This is a genomic window from Chryseobacterium sp. KMC2 (genome assembly GCF_016756935.1).
Lineage (GTDB): Bacteria > Bacteroidota > Bacteroidia > Flavobacteriales > Weeksellaceae > Chryseobacterium > Chryseobacterium rhizosphaerae.
In genome coordinates this window covers 181,843-204,165 of record NZ_JAESIT010000005.1, presented here as the reverse complement: position 1 = coordinate 204,165, position 22,323 = coordinate 181,843, and the positions used below count along the sequence as shown (strand labels likewise).

The 22,323-nt window shown below is 36.4% G+C and carries 18 protein-coding genes; 2 read left to right on the top strand and 16 right to left on the bottom strand.

From position 1 onward, the window contains the following. Positions 1-82: 82 nt before the first annotated feature. The 10 genes from JML65_RS08040 to JML65_RS07995 form a co-directional block, all read right to left on the bottom strand. Positions 83-2,593, bottom strand: a complete 2,511-nt coding sequence (locus JML65_RS08040; RefSeq protein WP_047494795.1) for a M1 family metallopeptidase — start codon at positions 2,591-2,593, stop codon at positions 83-85. A 27-nt stretch (positions 2,594-2,620) separates the two neighbouring features. Next, positions 2,621-2,839, bottom strand: coding sequence for a hypothetical protein (locus tag JML65_RS08035; RefSeq protein WP_047494792.1), 219 nt, complete (start codon positions 2,837-2,839; stop codon positions 2,621-2,623). A 195-nt stretch (positions 2,840-3,034) separates the two neighbouring features. Beyond that, complete coding sequence (locus JML65_RS08030; RefSeq protein WP_202270474.1) at positions 3,035-3,943, bottom strand: hypothetical protein; 909 nt, start codon at positions 3,941-3,943, stop codon at positions 3,035-3,037. Next, positions 3,943-4,737, bottom strand: coding sequence for a thymidylate synthase (locus JML65_RS08025; RefSeq protein WP_202270473.1), 795 nt, complete (start codon positions 4,735-4,737; stop codon positions 3,943-3,945). Before JML65_RS08025 ends, JML65_RS08030 begins: the two co-directional genes overlap by 1 nt. Before the next feature lie 143 nt (positions 4,738-4,880). Continuing rightward, on the bottom strand, positions 4,881-5,531 hold the full coding sequence (locus tag JML65_RS08020; protein WP_237390812.1) for a hypothetical protein: 651 nt from the start codon (positions 5,529-5,531) through the stop codon (positions 4,881-4,883). 6 nt (positions 5,532-5,537) lie between these two features. After that, positions 5,538-5,978 (bottom strand): hypothetical protein, encoded by a 441-nt coding sequence (locus JML65_RS08015; protein WP_202270471.1) that lies wholly within the window; start codon positions 5,976-5,978, stop codon positions 5,538-5,540. Positions 5,979-6,133: 155 nt separating this feature from the next. Then, positions 6,134-7,483 (bottom strand): alpha-amylase family glycosyl hydrolase, encoded by a 1,350-nt coding sequence (locus JML65_RS08010; protein ID WP_202270470.1) that lies wholly within the window; start codon positions 7,481-7,483, stop codon positions 6,134-6,136. 235 nt (positions 7,484-7,718) lie between these two features. Next, positions 7,719-8,312, bottom strand: coding sequence for an IS1096 element passenger TnpR family protein (locus JML65_RS08005; protein WP_084085034.1), 594 nt, complete (start codon positions 8,310-8,312; stop codon positions 7,719-7,721). 134 nt (positions 8,313-8,446) lie between these two features. Then, the gene (locus JML65_RS08000; RefSeq protein ID WP_047494772.1) at positions 8,447-9,478 is read right to left on the bottom strand and encodes a sensor histidine kinase; all 1,032 of its coding nucleotides are present in this window, start codon (positions 9,476-9,478) and stop codon (positions 8,447-8,449) included. 47 nt (positions 9,479-9,525) lie between these two features. Then, complete coding sequence (locus tag JML65_RS07995; protein WP_047494769.1) at positions 9,526-10,200, bottom strand: response regulator; 675 nt, start codon at positions 10,198-10,200, stop codon at positions 9,526-9,528. Between the two features lie 315 nt (positions 10,201-10,515). Between JML65_RS07995 and JML65_RS07990 the strand changes: the two genes are divergently transcribed. Together JML65_RS07990 and JML65_RS07985 are read left to right on the top strand one after the other, a co-directional pair. Beyond that, entirely contained in the window at positions 10,516-13,305 is a 2,790-nt protein-coding gene (locus JML65_RS07990) for a TonB-dependent receptor domain-containing protein (protein ID WP_202270469.1), read from the top strand. A gap of 39 nt (positions 13,306-13,344) precedes the next feature. Continuing rightward, the gene (locus JML65_RS07985; RefSeq protein WP_202270468.1) at positions 13,345-14,763 is read left to right on the top strand and encodes a hypothetical protein; all 1,419 of its coding nucleotides are present in this window, start codon (positions 13,345-13,347) and stop codon (positions 14,761-14,763) included. 199 nt (positions 14,764-14,962) lie between these two features. Here the strand turns inward: JML65_RS07985 and JML65_RS07980 are convergent, their stop codons facing one another. The 6 genes from JML65_RS07980 to JML65_RS07955 form a co-directional block, all read right to left on the bottom strand. After that, positions 14,963-16,201, bottom strand: a complete 1,239-nt coding sequence (locus JML65_RS07980) for an amidohydrolase (RefSeq protein WP_202270467.1) — start codon at positions 16,199-16,201, stop codon at positions 14,963-14,965. A gap of 80 nt (positions 16,202-16,281) precedes the next feature. After that, on the bottom strand, positions 16,282-17,127 hold the full coding sequence (locus JML65_RS07975) for an AraC family transcriptional regulator (protein WP_202270466.1): 846 nt from the start codon (positions 17,125-17,127) through the stop codon (positions 16,282-16,284). 214 nt (positions 17,128-17,341) lie between these two features. Then, positions 17,342-18,010 (bottom strand): ankyrin repeat domain-containing protein, encoded by a 669-nt coding sequence (locus tag JML65_RS07970; protein WP_047492293.1) that lies wholly within the window; start codon positions 18,008-18,010, stop codon positions 17,342-17,344. A gap of 25 nt (positions 18,011-18,035) precedes the next feature. Next, complete coding sequence (locus JML65_RS07965; RefSeq protein ID WP_202270465.1) at positions 18,036-19,370, bottom strand: amidohydrolase; 1,335 nt, start codon at positions 19,368-19,370, stop codon at positions 18,036-18,038. Between the two features lie 529 nt (positions 19,371-19,899). After that, a complete protein-coding gene (hemL, locus tag JML65_RS07960; RefSeq protein WP_115918667.1) occupies positions 19,900-21,189 on the bottom strand; it encodes a glutamate-1-semialdehyde 2,1-aminomutase in 1,290 nt (429 codons plus the stop codon). A 73-nt stretch (positions 21,190-21,262) separates the two neighbouring features. Then, on the bottom strand, positions 21,263-22,321 hold the full coding sequence (locus JML65_RS07955) for a glucosaminidase domain-containing protein (RefSeq protein ID WP_202270464.1): 1,059 nt from the start codon (positions 22,319-22,321) through the stop codon (positions 21,263-21,265). Positions 22,322-22,323 lie beyond the last annotated feature (2 nt).

Sequence of the window (22,323 nt, the reverse complement as noted above, 5' to 3'; positions counted from 1 at the left end):
TATTTCTGGCTATCAATCACAAAAAAAGCAGCATCACAAAATTGTAATACTGCTTTTTTATTTTTAATCAGATCTGCGAAACCTATCTGAAATTTTCAATAGCTTTATTCAGGGCATCAATCTGTTTATTGATACTCGCCGATTTCTGTGGGTTTTGTTTCAGCAATTCCATTTTTTTGCTTAATCCGTCTTTCAGCATTTGAACAATCATCATCTTAGCCTGTGGGTTATTTCCCATATCACTTTTTGCATAATCCAACATTTTCGTGATATTTTCCACTGCTTTTAGATTGTCAGAACTCATGATCCAGTTATATCCTTCTTCTGCAGTTTTCCCCAATTCCGGATTCTGGAATTTAACAAACGGGTAAAATGCAGCAAGTGGAGCAATATGTTCCATTTGAGAACTTATTTTATTCTTCACAATAACCGGAAGTAAAAGGGCAAGCAATTCATCTGAAGCCCCATCCAGTTCAATTTTATCAGCTAAGGCATTCGCCCGTGACGGATCAATGGTAAGAACAGCACTTAAAGAATTTCCTTTAACCGCATTGGAAACTGCATTCACTCCTTTTTCAAATATCGGAAGGTATTTCTTATCTTTTGTTTTCGCCAAAGCACCAATAGCCGCAGCCTGAGCTAATGTTTTAGGATCATTCGAAGCTATTTTTTCAACTTCTGTTCCCAGCGCTTTCATCTGATCGGAATTGGTAAGATCCATTAATTCCAACGCTTTAATTCTTATTCTAAAGAATGGATCTTTTAAGGCAGCCGCCAATAATTTTATAGCAGCAGGACTTTTCCCTGCCTGGTCTTTAATTCCAGTTAGAGCTTTATATCTGCTTTTAAATTCTTTAGAATTGGTAAACTGCAGCAGGTTCTGCTCCGGTGTTTTGGTATCCGTGATATCAGCTAGCAATATTCCGTCTGCATTGATATTGATAAGATCCGGTGTTTTGGATACATCGAAATTAAAAGTATTCTTGGTTTCAGCATTCACCCAAACATTATATCTTTTAGGTTTGCCATTATCATATACATCAATAGCTAAAGGAAACTCGAATAATTGATCCTGCGTCTGATTAACTGTTACAGCAATCTGTTTTTTTACAGGTTCAAAAGTAAATGAATAATTCAATTTTGGATTTCCACTTCCAAAATACCATTGGTTAAAGAACCAGTTCAGATCTTTTCCTGAAACTTTTTCAAAAGAAAGTCTCAACTGATGGGCTTCAGCGTTTTGATATTCATTGGTTTTCAGATAATCATTCATACCGGCAAAAAAAGCATCATCTCCCAGATAATTTCTTAGCATATGAAGGATTCCGCCTCCTTTCTGATAGGTTACCAGATCAAAAACATCTTCACGGGATTCATAATTGAATCTTACCAGGTTTTTCTTAAAATCCGCAGGGTTATGAATGTACATATTCACATCCTTCATCTGGTGGTAATCTGCCTGATCTTTCCCATACTTATATTCATTCCAAAGATATTCGGAATAATTGGCAAAGGATTCATTCACGGTAAGGTTGCTCCAGCTTTCTGCGGTCACAAGATCTCCAAACCAATGATGGAATAATTCGTGGGCAATAGTATCTTCCCATTTATTTTCATCAATCAGCTGCCCCGGTTTTTGAAGAATATCACTTCCGTGAAGGGTCGCCGTAGTATTCTCCATAGCCCCACTTACATATTTTCTTCCGGAAATCTGTGCATATTTTGCCCATGGATAATCATAGTTCATTTTTTTGGAGAAAAACTCGATCATTTCAGGAGTGTTTCCGTAGATCTGTTTTACATAAGGTTCATATTCTTTCTCGATATAATAATCAACTGCAATATTTTTCCATTTGTCTTTCACTACGGCATATTCTCCTACTCCCATAAAGAAAAGGTAGGTAGAATGTCTTTTATCCATTACCCAATGGTCAGTTCTCAGGTTATTGGATTCTTTCTGAGAATCTTTTAGAATACCATTTGAAAGGGTTACATATTTGTCAGGAACCGTCATATAGATTTCCTGAGTCGTCTTTTGATTGGGTTTATCAATTGTGGGGAACCATGCAGAAGATGATTCGGTTTCACCCTGTGTCCAAATTTGGGTAGGCATATCAGGCTCCGTACCCTGGGCATTAATGAAGTAAAGTCCTTTTGCATCATTAATCGCCATGCTTCCTTTTTGTTTTACCTCATTCGGACGGGCTGTATATTTGATATAAATGGTATAATCCTGATTCTTCTGATACGTTTTATCAAGGGTAACCTTTAGTGTTTCATCTTTATATTGGTACTGCAAAGGAGATTTCTTTCCGTTAGTCTCGAGAGCAACCTCATGAATCAGCATTCCCTTAGCATCCAGAGTCAATTCATTGGTAGGATAAAAATAGGGTGAAGCGGTCAGCCATTCTTCCCCGTTCATCTGTTCTTTCTGATAATCAAAGTTTACTTTCAGCTTGGTATGTTTAAGCTCCGTTACTTTAGTATGAGTGGCTCTATACACCTTTTCTCTTCCTGAAGTCTCAGTTTGTGCCGATACAGTAGCGGAAAATAAAATCCCAAGTATTGCAATGGATAAAATGGCCTTTTTCATTCTTCTATTTTATTATTATTTTTAGAATTATTTTTTTATTATTATTTCAAAAATATCATTAACAAGCGTTTCGTAGTCACCTGTTTTCAACTGTTCTTTTGTTTTGGCAAAAGCTTTTTTCAGTTCACTTTCCGGATTTTCATCATCGATGATATCTACGGAAGCCACTCCTTTCAATTGAAGTAATGCATTTTTCAGTACTTCTATATCAGCAGTTTTTTCAAGATCTACTTTTAAATATTTCATGAGAGGTAATTTCCTTTAAAATTACAAATTTCTTTTGGGGCAGCCTACGGGAGCTGCATGATAAGTTCATGGGAAGAGGAATTTGTTACAACGATACCTGTATTTATTAATTACAGATGAAGGAAATCTAAGAATGAGATTAAAGATTTCAAAAAAATGAATTGAGTACCTCTTTAAAGATACAACAGAAGATAGTTAATAATCTGTTGGGTAGATTCCGTTATTTTCCAGCTGATGTCTGATTCCACTGTCATCTATTGAAGCACTGTCTTTTTTTATGTAATCAAGAATTGCTTTTTTATGATCAGGATTATTAAATGACATCAAGTGATACAGGTATTTCCTCTTCTGAATTTCATGAATAGTATCATTGGCAAGAAAATGAAGATATTCCTGTTCTAACTGCAGAGTGTATTCTTTTTTATGCCAATTGCTGAGATAAAGAATTGCCGGACCTCTATGCTCCTGGAATGCCAGTTTTTCGATCTGCTTTTTCAGATGATCAGAATAGGTCCTGTTTCTGAATGCCATTACGAGCATAGGCTCGGAGGAATTTTTAGCAAACAAAAGCATACTGTCCAGTTTTTGCAGACCAGCATCTGATCTCACCTCTTCAGATTTCAGTGTATTGGAATAGTGTTGATATAAAGGTTCAGCAAGGTATTCATAGCCGATGATGCATCCGTTCTGAGTATGAACCTTCCCTTTTCTATTGAGAATTTTTTGAAAAATGGCTGTAGCATACTGAGGATTTATTTCTAAAAGTCCCACTGCTGCATATAGGGCAACTGCATTATTTCTATTGTCGGTAAGGCTTAGTAATTCCCCTTCTGAGGCCAGATCATACAGTTTTTTTGCATTTTCAAAATTAGGATTTTCAGTAGCACCTTTTGCCAAAGCCTCTGTTTGATACGTATTTAAAGTAGAGATATCCCTTACTATCCTTCTTAAATGATGAGGTACCTGTACAGAATCAAAGACTGCATCTTTAGAAAAGTTCAGATCTTCAACAAGAATATCATATCCCTGTTCTTTATTCTCTTTTTGAGCACAGCCGAAGAGAATCAGTGCCAGGGCAACTACAAAAACACGGGAAAATATCATTATATCGCTACAGGAGCTTTGATTCCCGGATGTGGGTCATAATTTTCAAGGGTAAAATCTTCAAAATTAAAATCGAAGATATCTTTGATTTCCGGGTTTAGCTTCATAGTAGGAAGAGGTCTTGTTTCTCTTGAAAGCTGTCTGTTTACCTGTTCGAAATGATTGTTATAAATGTGAACATCACCGAAACTGTGTACATAATCTCCTACTTCCAGATCACAAACCTGAGCCACCATCATTAATAAAAGGGCATAGCTGGCAATATTGAAAGGGACCCCAAGAAATACGTCAGCACTTCTCTGGTACAGCTGTAGGGATAATTTGCCATCCGCTACATAAAACTGGAATAAAGCATGGCAAGGAGCCAATGCCATATTAGGAATTTCCGCAACATTCCATGCAGAGACAATCAGTCTTCTGGAATCCGGATTTTTTTTAATCTGATCAATCACTTCTGTGATCTGATCTACAATTTTACCGTCAGCACCATTCCAGCTTCTCCACTGTGCACCATACACCGGCCCAAGGTCACCATTTTCATTGGCCCACTCATCCCAGATGCTCACGCCGTTATCGTTAAGGTACTTCACATTGGTATCTCCTTTCAAAAACCAAAGTAATTCGTAAATTATTGATTTCAAATGCACCTTTTTAGTAGTCACCAAAGGAAAACCTTTTGACAGGTCATATCTTAGCTGATATCCGAATACACTTCTTGTTCCGGTACCTGTTCTATCGGTTTTATCTGTTCCGTTATCTAAGATATGTTGTAAAAGATCTAGGTAGTTTTGCATTTTGAAAGGAATTTTATGGTTCAAATTTACTAAAAATGATCAAAAAAAGCATCCCTTTTTATGAATGCTTTTTATAAGTCAGATACTCAATTTCTATTAAAGAACTGTGTATCTGTTATCTGGAAAATAATTATTTTACGTAACTACAGAATAAAAACACTGACATCATCACTGTTTCCTTTCATTGATTTCAACTGACCGTATTTATTTTTCTCTATGAATTTATCATTCCAGTATTCCAAGCTTACCGGCCCGAATTTTATAAGTTTCTGGTACTTACTTTCATCAATGATATCTTTTATCCCATAGTCGACAGAGATATCTCCTACTGATTTCAGTTTTCCCATTCTGCTGTTATCAATAACATCGCTGGGCCAGTAATCGATGGTTAAGTTTCCTATTTTCTTTACTTTGCCCCATTTTTCTTTATTAAAAATCGTGTCGTCCCAATATTCCACATCAATATCTCCTATCTTTTTCAGTTGGCCGTATCTGGCACTGCTTTTATTCAAATCATCCCAATAATCTATTTTGACGTCACCTATGCTTTTAAGCTTGCCATATTTATACTGGTCAAAATAGGGGTCTTCATAATAGGTAAGCTCTCCATTCAGATCAGGATTGTGAAAATCGGTGATTTTCCCCTGAGCATCGATTGTAATGATAAAGCCGCCCACTTTAAGATTTACAGATTCCAGATCATAGGTTTTCCCTGAGATATTAGCACGGATTTGTGCTTGCAGGGTCATGCTACACCATAAGAAAGTAAAGAAAAGTATATATTTAAATTTCATCGTTATTTACCAGATATTTTCAATGGTTTGAGTCATGGTATTGATTGCAAATACATCTCCCTTTTTCTTGCCAAACATTGCTTTTACCAGTGGCGATTCTGCTGAAACAGTCATGATTTTCTGATTTTCAACTATAATTTCCCCTATCGAAGCTGCAATATAAAAAAGCCCTTTATCGGTTTTCACCAAAGCTCCATTCTGAACTTTTTCAGAAGGATCAGAAGTTATTTTCTGCAGGATAGCCTGTTGATTTAACGTTTCGTTAAGCTGTCTCTGAAGGTTATTAATTTCCTGCTGAAGCATTTCACGTCCGGTTTCATATTTATCCCCCATCGAACTTTTTGTATCATTATTGGAAGCTCGGGTTTCTGCAATCAGGGTTTCAAAATTTTTGATCTTTTCGGTAATTTTTGTATTGATTCTATTTAGTATTTCCTGTTTGTTCATTGTTGTAAGTCATATTATTTTTATGATGGATGAGTAAAACCAGCCCGCCAAAATCAAAGATTTTGACACCCCTCCGCCGGAGGGGAATGGAGTACCTTTGAAAACTGATAATTAAGGTTTCACAATTTCAGCCAGTGCTGTAATGGTTTCAGGATTCATTTTTCAAAAACAACATAGTCTGATATTTTGAAAATAAAATCTTTGCCGTTGCTGAAATCTCTTTTTGTTTTATCAAAAACATTTTTGAAAATTCCTGATAAATGATCGTCTTCAATAGTAAAATGTACAGGTTCTTTGGACATATTCAGGACTACCAGCACTTCATCCTTTCCATTTTTTCTTATATAGGCCAGAATTTTATCATTTGCTGTTGTATTCAGAAAATACGTGATCACATTAGCATCACCACCTCTTAAAGCCGGATTGGAAGCTTTTAAATCCAATAATATTTTATAAAAGTCTGCAACCTGGTAGGTATTGGTCCATTGGATCACATCTTTTTCGAAAAATTCAAGTCTTTTCATATTGGGAAGCTCCTGACCTGAGTATACCAATGGTACCCCGTTCCATGTTGCTGAAAATACGGCCATGGGTTTTGTAATAACACCATATTTTTCATATTCCGTTCCATTCCAGGAGTTTTCATCATGATTGGAGGTAAACCACGCCCTCATAGACTGGTCTCCTATATTGGAATATTGAATCAATAAATCTTTCAGTTCCTGAAGTGGCTCATTTTTCTTGTAATAATCGGCAGACTTGTGCATCCATTTCCACGAATAGCTGGCATCAAAAACTTTTCCATATTCGGGACTTTCCAATTCATCAAATTCTCCCAGCCAAAAAAGCGGTTTTACTTTTTCAACTTCAGGACGCGCCTGTTCCCAAAAATCTACTTCTACCCAGGAAGCAAGATCACATCTGAAACCGTCAATATCTGTTTCCTGCACCCAAAATTTCATAGCTTTGATCATCTCCAGACGCATTTCCTGATTTTTGTAATCCAGTTCGATAATATCATCCATTCCGGAGGCTATATGAAATTTTCCGTCAGGATCTTTTAAATAGAATTCAGGATGTGCTTGGGTCCATACATGATCCCAGCCCGTATGGTTAGCTACCCAGTCTATGATGATTTTGAACCCTAACCTGTGGGCTTCATTCACCATATCTTTAAAATCCTCAAATGTCCCGAATTCCGGATTCACTGAAGTATAGTCGGCTGCAGCATAAGGGCTACCCAAACTTCCTTTCTTATTCTGCTGTGCAATTGGGGTAACAGGCATTAGCCAAAGTGTTTTTATACCCATTGCTTTCAGACGGGGCATCTCTTTGGCAAAAGCTTTGAAAGTTCCTTCTTTGGTATATTGTCTTATGTTTACTTCGTAGATATTTGTAGTGTATTTCCAATCTTTTGGCAGCTCTGTCATTTTCCGGGTATTTTTCTGAGTGGTACAGGAAACAATTCCCAGACCAATTAAGCTTAATAAAATTAATTTTTTCATTAATCTATTTTTAACAAAAGTAATGATTTTGGGAAGTAAAAGTGGGAAAAGGCAAAATCACGGAAAACTTATCCGGAATATGGCCCCATTATCCTTAACACTCCATTTGCTATGCAAGTGAATTGTGAATACATGTTAACAATTAAAAGGTGACATATTCCGTATTCTTTCATCTTCTCTTCAATAAAAAAAGCCCCGGATCAAAAATCCGGGGCCTATATTGTATTGTTATCTCTTATCTTTCGTCGTCATTGTCATCTTCGTCATCGAAAGCGTCATCATTGTAGTCATCTTCTTCCTCATCATCAAAGCTGTCATCTTCATCTGAAAAATTTCCACCTGATCCGAAATCATCTTCAAATCCAAAATCATCATCCATTAATGGGGTAGCTGATTTCTTTTTAGATCCCGTGTTTCCACTTTTACTTGGTGCTTTCAATGGAACATTTCCAAATCTATATACAGTAATTGGATAATTAACACCTTTTGTCTCTTCGATGACTTCTATCAGCTCGCAGAAGAATTCCCATAAATCAAGAAGTCCATACTGGAACTGTGCTTTGTCGCCTACATTTTCAAAAGCTTCATCAATGTATACGTCTGACATAATCTCACCATCACCATCATCACTCATATCTTCTAATGGGACACTTTTTACTATTGTTCCGTCATTTTCCAACAGATTAAAAGTAGAAAGCTCGTCACCCTGCAGACTGAATGCACTTTTAATACCTAAATGTAAGTTCCATAACGTTTGTTTTCCCTTAACTTCAATATCTCGGAAAATATCCTCTTTCGCATCTAATATTACGCGGATTTTGTAAACCATATCAGTTTCTTAAATTACTTTTTTGCCTTTATAATTATGATAAATCTCTGGTGCAAATATATAATAAATGAGAGGTGACAAAAAAATATTTCAGGATTTTTTAAAATATTTTTTTTTCTTACATTTTGCCAAAGTTATTTACTTTTTTCCAGCATAAAACTGAATTTCGTCCCTTCAAGGTATACGCTTTCTACGGTAATGTTTTCGTTATGAGCTTCAAGGATATGTTTTACGATGGCCAATCCTAATCCGGATCCGCCCTCTCTTCTGCTTCTGCTGGTTTCTACACGGTAGAAACGTTCAAAGATTCTTGGAAGAATTTCAGATTTTATTCCCATTCCATTATCTATAACTTCTATCAGCACTTTGTTTTTTAAGACACTTGTTTTTACAATTACTTTTGCTTCCTGCCTGTTTGCATAGTGGATAGCATTCGAAATAAGATTAATAAAAACCTGTGAAATCTTCTGTTTATCGGCATCCACAAAAATTTGTGGATGAAGGGTCTGGATTTGTAATGTTGTATTTCTTTTTTCTGCCTCAAGATCAAGGAGGTCAAAAATTTCTTTGATCAGAAGGTTAACATCAAATTTCGAAATATTAAGGTTAATTTCACCTGCCTCAAGCCTGTTGATCATATCAAGATCTGTAACAATGGCTATAAGTCTTTCAACAGATTTATCTATTCTTTCAAGGTATTTGTCCCGAATGATAAGATCTTCCACCCCACCTTCTCTTAGGGTTTCTACATAGCCCTGAATAGAAAACAGCGGAGTTTTAAGCTCATGGGAAACATTTCCGATATATTCTTTACGGTAACTTTCCATTTCCTTCATCATGTCAATTTCTGTTACCTTTTGCTGATTAAGATCCGAAAAACGTTCTCCTAATTCTTTAATGGTAATATTTTCGTCATGATCGTGAACAATTTCCTGTGGAAGAAGCTGAGAAAGCCCTCTCACCTGTTTTCTTCCATAATAGCTGAAAAGAAGTTCTAATACAACATAGTTGATAATAAAGATCATGACTACACAAACAAAAACCCCCGCTTTGAATAAAGGGGTTTCATAATAGATATCTTTTAGTGAGTCGAAAACAACTACTAAGAAAAGCATTACCAGTGTCAGCAGACAGGAAGCAACGAAGGTAAGTCTGTAAAATTTCAATTTTACAAAGTTTTAGGATTGAACGTAAAGGTAGGTTTTTTAAGTGATTAAACGATCAGTTTATAGCCTATCCCTTTTAATGTCTGAATGGTATTGATTCCCAGTTTCTCTCTTAATCTTCGGATATGAACGTCAATAGTTCTTTCTCCTACAATTACATCATTACCCCATACTTTTTCCAGAATTTCTTCTCTTTTGAAAACTTTCTCGGTATTGGAGGCAAGCAGATAAAGCAGATCAAATTCTTTTTTAGGAAGCAAAAACTGCTGTCCGCTTTTGGAAACCCTGAAATTATCTTTATCAATAATAAGGTCTCCGATTTCAATAAGTTTAGCATTATCTGAAACCTGAGAAGTCAGTTGTAACAGTGCATTTACTTTAGAAATAAGGATTTTCGGTTTGATTAGTTTTACGATGTAATCATTAGCACCTGCCTGAAACCCGGCCAACTGTGAAAACTCTTCGCTTCTTGCTGAAAGGAAAACGATAAGAGTTTTTTGTAGTTCTTTCACTTTACGAAGCTCCTGACAGGTTTCAATGCCATCTTTCTCAGGCATCATTACATCCAGCAAAATAAGGTCCGGAATAATTTCCTTTGCTTTTTCTATACCTTCATTACCGTTAGTAGCAGTATAGATACTATAACCTTCTTTTTCCAAGTTGTAAGACAGAATCTCTAAAATGTCCAGTTCATCGTCTATTAAAAGAATTTTTTTACTCATCTTCTAGTTTAAGAATTCCCACAAAATTAATTATTTTCATTGATTTTATCTATCCGGGCAATGTTAACTAATTATTAAAAAACAGATACGTCAATTTGAATTAGAAAATCATTAATAAAACAGATAAATAAATACATATTAAACAAATATACAAAAGAATAATTGAAATAAAGCAAAAAAATGTAAATATAAAAAACAAACATTCATAGTGTATGATTGATCAATTCTATTAATACAAACTTCACAATTAATTAAAATTCTCCTAAACGTTTAGTGAAAACTTAGCCCTTATTTTGCCCCTGAAAAAGAAGTAAAATGAAAAAACAACTCCACAAGAGCATTATGCTACTTGCTTTGTTTTCTGCCGGCTACGCATTTGCACAAAGTCAGATCTTAGAAGGTAGAGTACTGGATGAGAAAGACAACACACCTATTGAGGGGGTAAAGGTAAAGGTAAATGACCAGGAGGTCGTAACTGATATTGCCGGATACTACTCTATCAATCTTTCTCCTGGAACCAACTACATTATCACGGTAAGTTCTAACGGATATAACAAAAAAGAGATCAGTGAAGTTATTGTAAAAAATGACGCCAACACTCACCTTGATATTGTTCTGGAAAAGCCATCCGCTAAGGAAAAGGAAATTGAAGGAGTTGTTATCAAATCCAATGCAAGAAAAGAAACGATAGCTTCTACTATCGGTTTGCAGAAGAATGCAGGTGTGGTTTCACAGGTTATAGGTGTTGAAGCTATTAAAAGAAGTCCGGATAGAAACACAGGAGAGGTTCTGAAAAGAGTATCCGGTGTGAGTTTATTTGACGGAAAATATATTGTTGTAAGAGGTTTATCTGACCGTTATAACCAGGCTATGTTAAATGGGATTCAACTTTCCAGTACTGAGCCTGACCGAAAAACTTTTTCTTTTGACCTTTTTCCTGCCAGCGTTATTGAGACCCTGGTAATCAATAAGACTTTTATTCCTGAATACAGTGGTGAATGGGCCGGAGGATTGATTCAGGTAAATACTAAAGATATTCCCAATAAAAACTTCTTCAATGTACAAGTAGGTGTAGGAGGAAATTCTATTACAATGAATAAAGAATTTCTTATGCAGAAAGGAGGAAAATGGGATTTCTTGGGTATTGATGACGGATACAGAAAGATCCCTACAAATATGCCTGCTAAAAATGCTTTCAGTATTCTGAATGAAGCTCAGAAAACAGATATTGGTAAGGGATTCACAAAAAACTTCGGATACAACAGCGTTGGTTATCCTGAGAACATAAGTTTACAGCTTGACGGAGGTTTTAATACCAAAATTTTCGGAAAAGATTTAGGGGTTATTGCTGTTCTTAACTACAGCAACAACAAAAGAAGAACAGAATCTAAAAACCGTTTCTTTACGATTAATGACCAGCTTGCTGACACCAACTTTGATTACTACACTGAAAAATACACAAATGATGTTATTTTAGGAGGGTTATTAAACCTTACTTTAAAACTCAATAGCAATAACAAAATTTCCCTGAAAAACATTATCACAAACAACACAGTGAACCATATGTCTTTCAGAACAGGAAAAGATTTTGAATTTGATCCTATCAACGGAACCAACATTATCGCAAGAGAGATAGGATTTAAGCAAACTACATTCTATAATTCAACCCTTAACGGAACTCATAAGATAGATGCTCTTGGTGGTCTTACCGTAAACTGGTATGGAAGCTTTGGAATCCTTGATCAGTATATTCCGTTATTGCAACGTTTACAATACAACCAGTATACAAACCTTGACGGAAGTCCTTATTTAGCTCTAATCTCTAATGGTCTTTCTCAAAAATCAGGAAGTGTTTTCTATTCTACATTGAGCGATTATCTGTATAATGCAGGTGGAGATGTATCAAAGACTTTTACCATGTTTGGACAAAAGCAAACCGTTAAAGGGGGGTACTTATTCCAGGTAAAAGACAGAATCTATAACTCAAGACCATTCTCTGTAAGGCTTGAAAAATACAACCAGGGATTACTTTCCCAACCTTTTGAAAGTATCTTCAATTCTGAGAATTTCGGAACAGATGGTAAGTTTACATTTGATGAAATTGCCGGAAATCAGTACAGATATATTGCCAATACAATCCTTAATGCAGGATATTTACAGTTTGACAACAACTTTGCTCCATGGTTAAGAGCTGTTTGGGGATTAAGAGTTGAAAACTTTGATCAATTGGTAGGAAGTACAAAAAGAAGTGATGACCGTTTTGTTAATACTCGTGTAACAGACTTTTTACCAGCTGTTAACTTAACCTTCAAGGTAAACCCTAAAATGAATGTCCGCCTTGCAGGTTCTCAAACTGTTGTAAGACCTGAATTCAGAGAGGTTTCACCTTTAGCTTATTATGACTTCGATTTGGGAGCTACTGTAATCGGTAACAAATTCATTGAAAGAACAAAAATTACCAACGTAGACCTTCGTTGGGAATATTATCCAAGAAACGGAGAGATCCTTTCCTTAGCAGGTTTCTACAAGAATTTCAAAAATCCAATCGAATTGTACTTCAATCAATCCGGAGTAGGAACCAGTAATACCTTCAACTATCTTAATGTAGATAAAGCCGATGCTTATGGAGTAGAGCTGGAATTCAGAAAAAAACTTGATTTCGCAAGCGCTCTTAAAAACTTTACGTTAGGTGGAAACTTCGCTTACATCAAAAATAAAGTAACGGATGAAGCTACGAATATTGACAGACCAATGCAGGGACAGTCTCCTTACACCATTAACTTAAGTCTTCAGTATGATGCTGAAAAAACAGGATGGTCTTCTACAGTACTTTTCAATATGATCGGAAGAAGAATTCTTTATGTAGGTAATGATCAGGTGCCACCAATCTGGGAAGCTCCGAGACCTCTTTTAGATTTCCAGATTGCTAAGAAGATCTGGCAAAACAAAGGAGAAATCAAATTAAATGTTTCTGATATCCTTAACCGTCGTGCAAGATTTTATCATGACCTTAACGGAAACAAGAAATATGACAACTCTGATGCTCTTGCTATAGAAAGAGTAACAGGAACCAATATCAGTTTAACACTGGGATACAATTTTTAACACATTCAATATTTAATAAATAATTTAATTCTTTATAACATGAAAAAATTCGTTTTATATTCTTTAATGCTTGGCGCTCTTGCTACAACTACTGCATGTAGAAATATAGAAGAAGACGGGCAAACCATCGTTCAGGGTGGTTCCGGAAATGGAGAAACTGACAACCTTATTCTCTCAGGAAAGATCACATCCAATGTTACGCTTAAAGCTAATAAAATTTATAAGTTAAGAGGATTAGTATATGTAACAAACGGAGCAACTTTAACCATTGAGCCAGGAACGAAGATTGTAGGTGAAGCTGATAAAAATGGTGCTTTGATTATCACAAGAGGAAGTAAAATCATGGCAGAAGGTACAGCTGCCAACCCTATTATCTTTACTTCTGAAAAACCAAGCCCAAAAAGAGGGGACTGGGCAGGTGTTGTCATCCTAGGAAATGCTCCTACGAATGCTTCTTTCAACAACCAACAAGGAGTTGGAGAGATTGAAGGAGGTATCAACAATACAGAAGGACATGGTCTTTACGGAGGAAATAATGCTGCTGACAACAGTGGTATCTTAAAATATGTAAGAATTGAATATGCAGGATATGCATTCTTACCGGACAAGGAGATCAACGGACTTACGTTCGGAGGTGTAGGTAGCGGAACTACTGTAGATTATGTAGAAGTTGCTTACGCTAATGACGACAGTTTTGAGTGGTTCGGAGGAACAGTAAACTGCTCTCACCTTATTTCTTATAAAGGTCTTGATGATGACTTTGATACAGATAACGGTTATTCAGGAAAAGTACAGTTCGGTATTGCGGTAAGAGATGCTCAGGTAGCTGACGTTTCAGGTTCTAACGGATTTGAATCTGATAATGATGCCAACGGTTCTGCTTTAACGCCTCAGAGCTCTGCTACATTCTCAAATATGACGATTATCGGGCCAATCAACTCTTCAAGCACAAGTACCAATGTAGGTTCAATCAACTCATTGTTCCAAAATGGTTTACAGATCAGAAGAAATTCTTCTATCTCAGTATTTAACTCTGTTTTCACAGGTTTCCCGGTTGGTTTATTCGTTGATGCTACCAAAGGAACGCCTACAGATAAAAACATCACTAGTGGAAGTCTTGCTTTCGAAAATAATATTTTGGCAGGAAGTGTAACTCCTTTAAAATACGGAGCTTCTACTTCTTCTCCAACAGGATATTCTATCACTGATCTTACGACTTTCTTTAATGCTAAAGGAAATACAAGCCTTACCTATACAGCTGATGTAAAATTCACCAATGCATGGGCTCCTGCAGGAACGACTCCTAACTTCTCCCCTGCTGCTGGGTCACCATTATTGACTGGAGGTGTATTCACCCATACTAAATTAGCATCTTGGTTCACGCCTGTAACGTACAGAGGAGCTGTAAAAGACACTAATGATACTTGGTATGCTGGTTGGACTAACTATAACTTATAATTTATTTATTAGCAGTTAATATCATATCAAATTATTAAAAAAAGCCTTCAGAAAATTCTGAAGGCTTTTTTACTACTGTCACTTTTGCTCTGGATATACAAGTCATATACTTTCAGACAAGCTGTAAACAATCAACCACCGGAAAAATCCGATGGCTGATCTACAAAAAACAAGTGTATATAAAAAATATATATTCTTTCTAATTTCTCCAAAACAGATTCCCGTCATTCATCAGGGCTTCTATTGTGGTCATTCTGGAAACAGCTTCTGCGGAGCATGATGCATTGGTAAAAACAATAGCTGCTTCATCTCCTGCTTTAGGCCACTGCTGTTTTCCTTTTTCATCCAGTGGAAGAATACTCTGGGTAGCAAACTGCAATGCTCTTGATAATGCCAGCTCTGTCGCATATCCATACAGTTCAGCGATCAGGTTTGCTTTCTGCAGCATATTTCCTGATCCGAAAGTACTCCAGTAATCCTGTACATTATCGTTTCCTATCAATACATTCACCCCATATTTCTTTAAGGTAGGTATCGGCATTACAGTTCCTTTGAACGGGACAGAAGATGCTATTCCCACTTTCCCTTCAGCCAGCCTTTCAGCAATCTGTTCTGTTTCTTTTGGAGAAAGATGGGCTAAAGCAAAAGCATGACTTACAAATGTTTTCCCCTGAAGTTCCGGGTTTTCAATAGCTTTATCAATCAGGTAATTGATGGTTTTCATACCTGATTCTCCTACCTCATGGAGGTGAATATCAATTCCTTTATGATGATCTAAAGCCAACTGAACGGTAAAATCCATTACCTTTTCGATACTTCCATCAATACTTAAAGGATCAAGTCCCCCAATAAAGCCTACACTTTTCAGCTGTGCCGCTTCTTTCAGTAAAGGAGCTGTATCCGTATAATATACTCCATGCTGTGGGAAAGCCACCAGCTCAGCTTTGAAAGAGTCTTTTTTATTTTCAAGGGCCTGCTCCAGATGTTCAAGTGATTGTAATCCCGAAGTAGGATCAATATTAAAATGAGTTCTTGCAAAATGAGTCCCATAATGTTGCTGCAGGTTGATGAGCTGTTCAGCTCTTTCTACAGAAGTTTTTAACAGTTCAGGAATAATCTCCTGTTCATAGGCAATCATATCTTTTACCGTTCTCCTTTTCGGAGAGAGTGCCTGCCATGGAAGTCCGTATAATGTTTTATCCAAATGGATGTGCATATCTCTGAAAGCAGGAAGCATCAGATATCCTTTAGCATCTATAGCGTTTGAAGCCGGTTCATTAATTTTTACTGCTTTTATTTTCCCATCTTCAATGTCAATACTGAAAAGATCTGTTTTTGTACCTGTTACCTCTTCATTTTCGTATTCAAAACCTGTCTCCAGGCGGACATTTTTCAGTGAGTATTTTCCTTTTGCAGCTAATTGATATGGAAATTGCATGATTTAAAATTTTAACAATACAAAATTACATCAGCTCTTCCTCAAAACCGGTGTATCAATTATGTCATATGTTGTACAAATTATTCTTTAAACTGAGAGGGAGTCATCCCGGTTTGTGCCTTAAAGAATTTCGAAAAGCTGGCATGGTCATAAAAACCAAGATCATATACAATGTCTTTTACAGACATTTCAGAAACTTTCAGAAGACGTTTTGCTTCTAATAAAATTCTGTCCTGAATAAGGGATGATGCTGAAGCATTGAGATTTTTTTTGCAGACAATATTCAGATAATTGGCAGAAATATTAAGTTTATCTGCATAGAAAGAAACGGACCTTTCAGTTTTAAAATGTTCATCAATCAGATGTAAGAATTTTGAAATAATAGGATTTGAATTATAGACTTCAAAATCTTTGAAAGCACCTTCCACAGACTTACTTACCAACAGGCCTATCAGCTCACTTCTCTTCTGGATCAGTTCCCAAAAAACCTTTTCTCCATTCAGTTCTTTCTGGATTGCCTGAAATTCATATCTGAAAGTGGTAAAAATATCCTGGGAAAGATTGATCACCGGATGGTTCTGGTAATAGGATGCGGAAAATCTTAATGAAGGCAGAAAACTTTCAAACCAATCCCTGCTGATCATCAGCTGGTACCCTATTGTTTCTTTTTCAATCACCCATTGATGCACCTGATCCGGAAAAACAAGATGGATCTGGAAATCTTTCACCTGATATTCTACGAAATCAATCGTATGAGAACCAACTCCCTTTTCAAAAAGATTAATGATAAAAAAATCGTGTTTATGGGGATCATCAATAGAACGTGCCCCGTAAAGTTCGTTAAACAGCAGATTGCAGCCCTTAAGCTGATTCTCACTAAACTCCTGAATTCCTAAAATGGGAAAATGATCCGTATGATAACCCACACTACCTGAATTTCTCCTAAAATTAATAAAAATTATGAGAGAAAAATTAAAATAACCACAAAAGAAACAAATACTGAATCCTTTGTGGTTCAAACACAAACTAAAATATATCTAAATTTATCAATTACAGGATATTAAGTAATGCAAAGACAAAAGGATAAAACTCAATACAGCTTAACTCTTTGCACTTCTACGCCTACTCCTACGGTATATGCTATGATGTTAAGATCTCAGCTATTTCTTTAAAACCTAGTGATTCTGCATGTTCCAAAGGAGTCTTCCCTGAATGGTCAGGAATGTTGATATCTGCGCCATTATCTTTTAAAATCTGCACGATTTCCTGATATTTCCGGGTACCATTTCCAAGGATCACGGCTTCCATTAATGCCGTCCATCCTAAGCGGTTCACATGATTGATCGGGAAACCTTTTGCCTTTACTAAAACTTTTACAGTTTCTACATATCCCCGTTCACATGCCGGAATTAATGCGGTACCATTATATCGGTTATACAAATCAAAACGGGCTCCGTTATCCAGAAATAATATAACCAATTCTGTCTGCCCGCTTGCTCCTGCATATAAAAACGGACTGTCTTTCTGATGATCCTGGAGGTTCACATCGGCTTTATACGAAACAAGCAGCTTTGCCATTTCTATATTCTTTTCTACTGTTGCCAGCAGTAATAAAGAACGTCCCCTTTTATCCTGAGTATTAACATCCGCTCCATTTTCTAAAGCAGATTTTACGGCCGTGAGATCATTGTTTTTCACCTTTTCTATAATATTTTCCTGAGGTCTCGTATCTTCTTTTGAGAAATCAACCGGTTTCTCTCCGCAGGCACTCATACTTCCGAATGTTAAAAGAAATACTAAAACTTTCATAATCGTTTATTTTTAGGTCGAAAACTTAAAAGACTACATTTCCCTGATACACCAATGATTCAATATTTGAAATCCTAGATACAGCTTCTGCAGAGCAGCTTGCCTTCAGCAATACAAAATCTGCCTGGTCACCTGTTTTGGGCCACTGCTGATTTCCTTTATCATCTAATGGAAGGATATTTCCTGTCGCCAGTTTTAAACTTCTTGACAGTAAAAATTCTGTAGAATACCCATATAACTGGGCCATCAGGTTGGCTTTCTCCAGCACACTTCCTGTTCCGAAAGTATTCCAGTGGTCTACAATACTGTCATTACCTGTCAATACCTTTACATTATGCTTGTATAAGGTTGGAATAGGCATAATCATTCTTCCAAAAGGAATCGTAGAAACAATTCCTATTTGGGCCTCTGCTAATTTTTCGGCTATTTCTTCCTGTTTTGTATTCTCCAGCTTAGCCAGGATGAAACAGTGACTTATATAAGTTTTCCCTTTTAAAGAAGGGTTTTCATTCACTTTTTTAATAAGATATTCTACGGTTTTCAATCCGGAATCTCCGGTTTCATGCAAATGAATATCTATTCCTTTTTGATGATCCAATGCCAACTGAACGGTAAAATCCATTACTTTTTCAATATTTCCGTCAATATTGAATGGATCTACCCCCCCAATGAAATCAATATCCATCTTCGCAGCCTCTTTCAGATAAGGAGCTGAATCGGTATAGAATACCCCATGCTGAGGAAAAGCAACCAGCTCTGCTCCAAAACCTTTCTTCTTATTCTCTAAAGCCTTTTGAAGGTTTTTTAATGATTGAAGTTTTGAAGTAGGTTCAATATTCACATGGCTTCTGGCATATGAGGTTCCTTTTGACTGCAACAGTTCGATCAGTTTTTCGGCTTTAAAAGTTGAATTTTTCAACATCTCAGGAAGCATTTTCTGCTCCAGTTCTATCATCCCTTTGATACCGCCAGTTCTTTTTCTCACGGCCTGCCATTGATCTCCATAAAATGTTTTATCGAGATGAATATGCATGTCTTTAAATGCGGGAAGCATAAGTAATCCTTTTCCGTCTACTGCTTTAGCATGAGGTTGGTTGGGAGCAATTTTTGTGATCTTTCCATGCTCAACTTCTATATAAAACAGATCCGTTTTGGTGGATGCAACTTCTCCTTCCTGATATTCAAACCCGGTTTCCAAACGAACATTTTTAAGGCTTAATTTTCCTTTCGCCAATATATTTTTCTCATCCAAAAAAGGTGATGCTGTCATGATATTAGGGAGTAAAGTTAATCCGGCCATTGCCCATGCAGAATTCCTGATAAAATCCTTACGGGATATATTATTGTCTGAAGTCATCATTTCCAATCTATTTATGACAAAATTAAAAAGAATGATCAGGAACAAAGTGTATGGTTTATTACAAAATCTGTATGATTTATGCTTTGAAAATTTGTTTTTATAGGGTATGATCTAAAAACAGGTAAAAAACAAACGATGACTTTAAGTCTGTTTAAATTTCTAATGTACTGATGATATGTTTTTCTAACACAAACATTATCCATATTTTAAGGGAGCAAAGGATAGAATCAACTTCGTTGACTCGTCGAAGCGTATGGATAAGCATATGTCTTCATCAGCGATGAAATCGCATCACTTTGCCCACTTACAATAAAGCGGAATTATTCATAAACTTTGCGTTCATCTTTTTGATCAAAAAAATAATTTCAAACTGACCTATTGAGTCTTGTCAACAAAATATATAAGAATTCCTGAATAAAATTTAAACAGGCTCTTTAACTCTAGAAGTAGAGATTCCCCTTTAAAAAAAACGATAGATTGAGTCCTGTTACCCAAAAAAAAAGACCAGATTAAAATCCGGTCTTTTTTATTATTTATTAGAATATTCAAATTTCCTTACTGCTTCCAGCGTCATATCAATTTCTTTCTCCTTGATCGCATCGCTGATGAAATAAGTTTCATATCCGCTTGGTGGAAGATACACTCCATTTTGCAGCATTTGATGGAAGAAGTTATTAAATAACGAATGATTGGCTTCCTGAGCTTCATCAAAATTTGAAACTCTGTTGATATGGAAGAATACAGACATCATAGACCCTTTTCTGTTGATCTTATGAGCAATTCCTTTTTCATTTAAAATTTTTCCGATTTCAAAATCTAAAGTTTCTGTTGTTTTATTCAGTCTGTTGAAGAATTCCGAATCATTTTTAATAAGCTGAAGGGTTTTTAATCCTGCTCTCATAGCCAGTGGATTTCCACTTAACGTTCCAGCCTGATATACGCCTCCTTTTGGAGCCAGATGATCCATAATTTCATTTCTTCCCGCAAAAGCACCTACCGGCAGACCTCCACCGATTACCTTTCCATAGGTTACCAGGTCAGCTTTCACATTGAAAAGCTCCTGAGCTCCACCAAAAGCCAATCTGAAACCGGTCATTACTTCATCAAAAATAAGTAAAGCCCCATTTTCGTCACAGATTCTTCTTAAATTTTGAAGAAAATTATTTTCGGGTAAAACACAACCCATATTTCCTGCAACAGGCTCGATGATCACTGCTGCAATTTCACCCTGATTATGACGGAACAGATCTTCAACCTGTTCAAAATCATTATAACGGGCTAATAAAGTATCTTTAGCTGTTCCTGCTGTTACTCCCGGAGAATTGGGATTTCCGAAGGTAGCAGCTCCACTTCCTGCTTTAATCAGGAATGAATCTGAATGTCCGTGGTAGCAACCTTCAAATTTTACAATTTTATCTCTTCCTGTATACCCTCTTGCCAGTCTGATGGCACTCATACATGCCTCAGTTCCTGAAGAAACCATTCTGATCTGGTCAATATTAGGTACATTTTCAATGATGAATTTTGCAATTTCTGTTTCCAGTTCTGTAGGAGCACCGAAAGAAAAACCTTTCTCAGCCTGAATTTTCAGTTCTTCCAAAACTTCAGGATGGGTATGTCCTAAGATGGCAGGGCCCCATGAATTGATGTAATCGATATACGTATTATCATCTGCATCGGTAAGGTAAGCTCCTTTTGCCGATTTCATGAAAACAGGAACTCCTCCCACTGATTTGAATGCGCGAACCGGAGAGTTTACTCCTCCCGGAATGTATTTGTAGGCTTCATCAAATAAAGCCGAACTTCTTTGATACTTCATATATTAGTTACGGGTTGACAAGAATTGATCAACAGTTAATAAGTAACCGCTAATGATCCTTTATCAACAAAAATTAATTTCTTGGTTTTTTATCTATTAAATAAATTAACTGTCCTGCAGATGGCTGCTGTCCTTCATCCATTCTGTTTTTAGCATATAATTTATGTAATTTGATTCCGAATTTCTGGGCGATATCATGCATATCTTCCCCTGATGCAGCCTTGTAAGTTGCCGTATTTCCTGAAGAATTTTTAGACTCAAGGAAAACAATATCGTTTTTCTTTAATACATCGTTTTCCAGCTCATTCCATTTCATCAGTCTGCTTTCGCTCACTTTAAATTTATTGGCAATAAACTGTACGTTAGTATCTTCAGGAATAACAATATATTTCAGACCATCATTTGGATGGCTTTTGATTAGAATAGCATTAAGAATCTCCGCTTTTGTTTTGATTCTCTCCACTCTTTTCTGCTGCTGTGCATAAGAGGTTTGCTTGTAAGGAACTTCTACAGTAACAGGATCTTTAGTTTTTTTACCCATTTTTGAAGGTTCAAGCTGTGCCATGAAAGCTCTGTCATCCTTAAGGTCCGGATACATTTTTAGAACGGCATACAATACTTCATTAGAACTGGTATTGTCGTATTCGTATAATCTGTATTTTTCAATTTTAGTAATCAGGATGGAAGCATAACGTGGATTGGTGGCATATCCTGCTTTTTTAAGACCATAAGCCCAGGCTCTGTAATCCTTCATATCCAGATTAAAAAGATTGGCGTAGTATTTCCTTGTAGATAAAAATATGGAATGGTCTTCATAAGACTGTCTTGGATCTTCATACACACGGAAGCATTCATTAGGTGCATCATCTGTATGTTTCATTGTTTTACCTGTCCAGTCTTCCTTACATTTTATTCCAAAGTGGTTTTTACCCTCCAGCGCCAGCCTGCTTTGTCCACCTCCTGTTTCCAGCAGTCCCTGTGCAAGGGTAATAGAAGCCGGAATTTTATATTTTTCCATCTCCTCTACCGCATATTTAGCGAATTTTTGGATATACTGATCTTCAGTTGCCCAATTTTGGGCAGAAAATTTTGATAAAACTAAAAGGCTTATTAATAAGAAAAGTCTTTTCATGT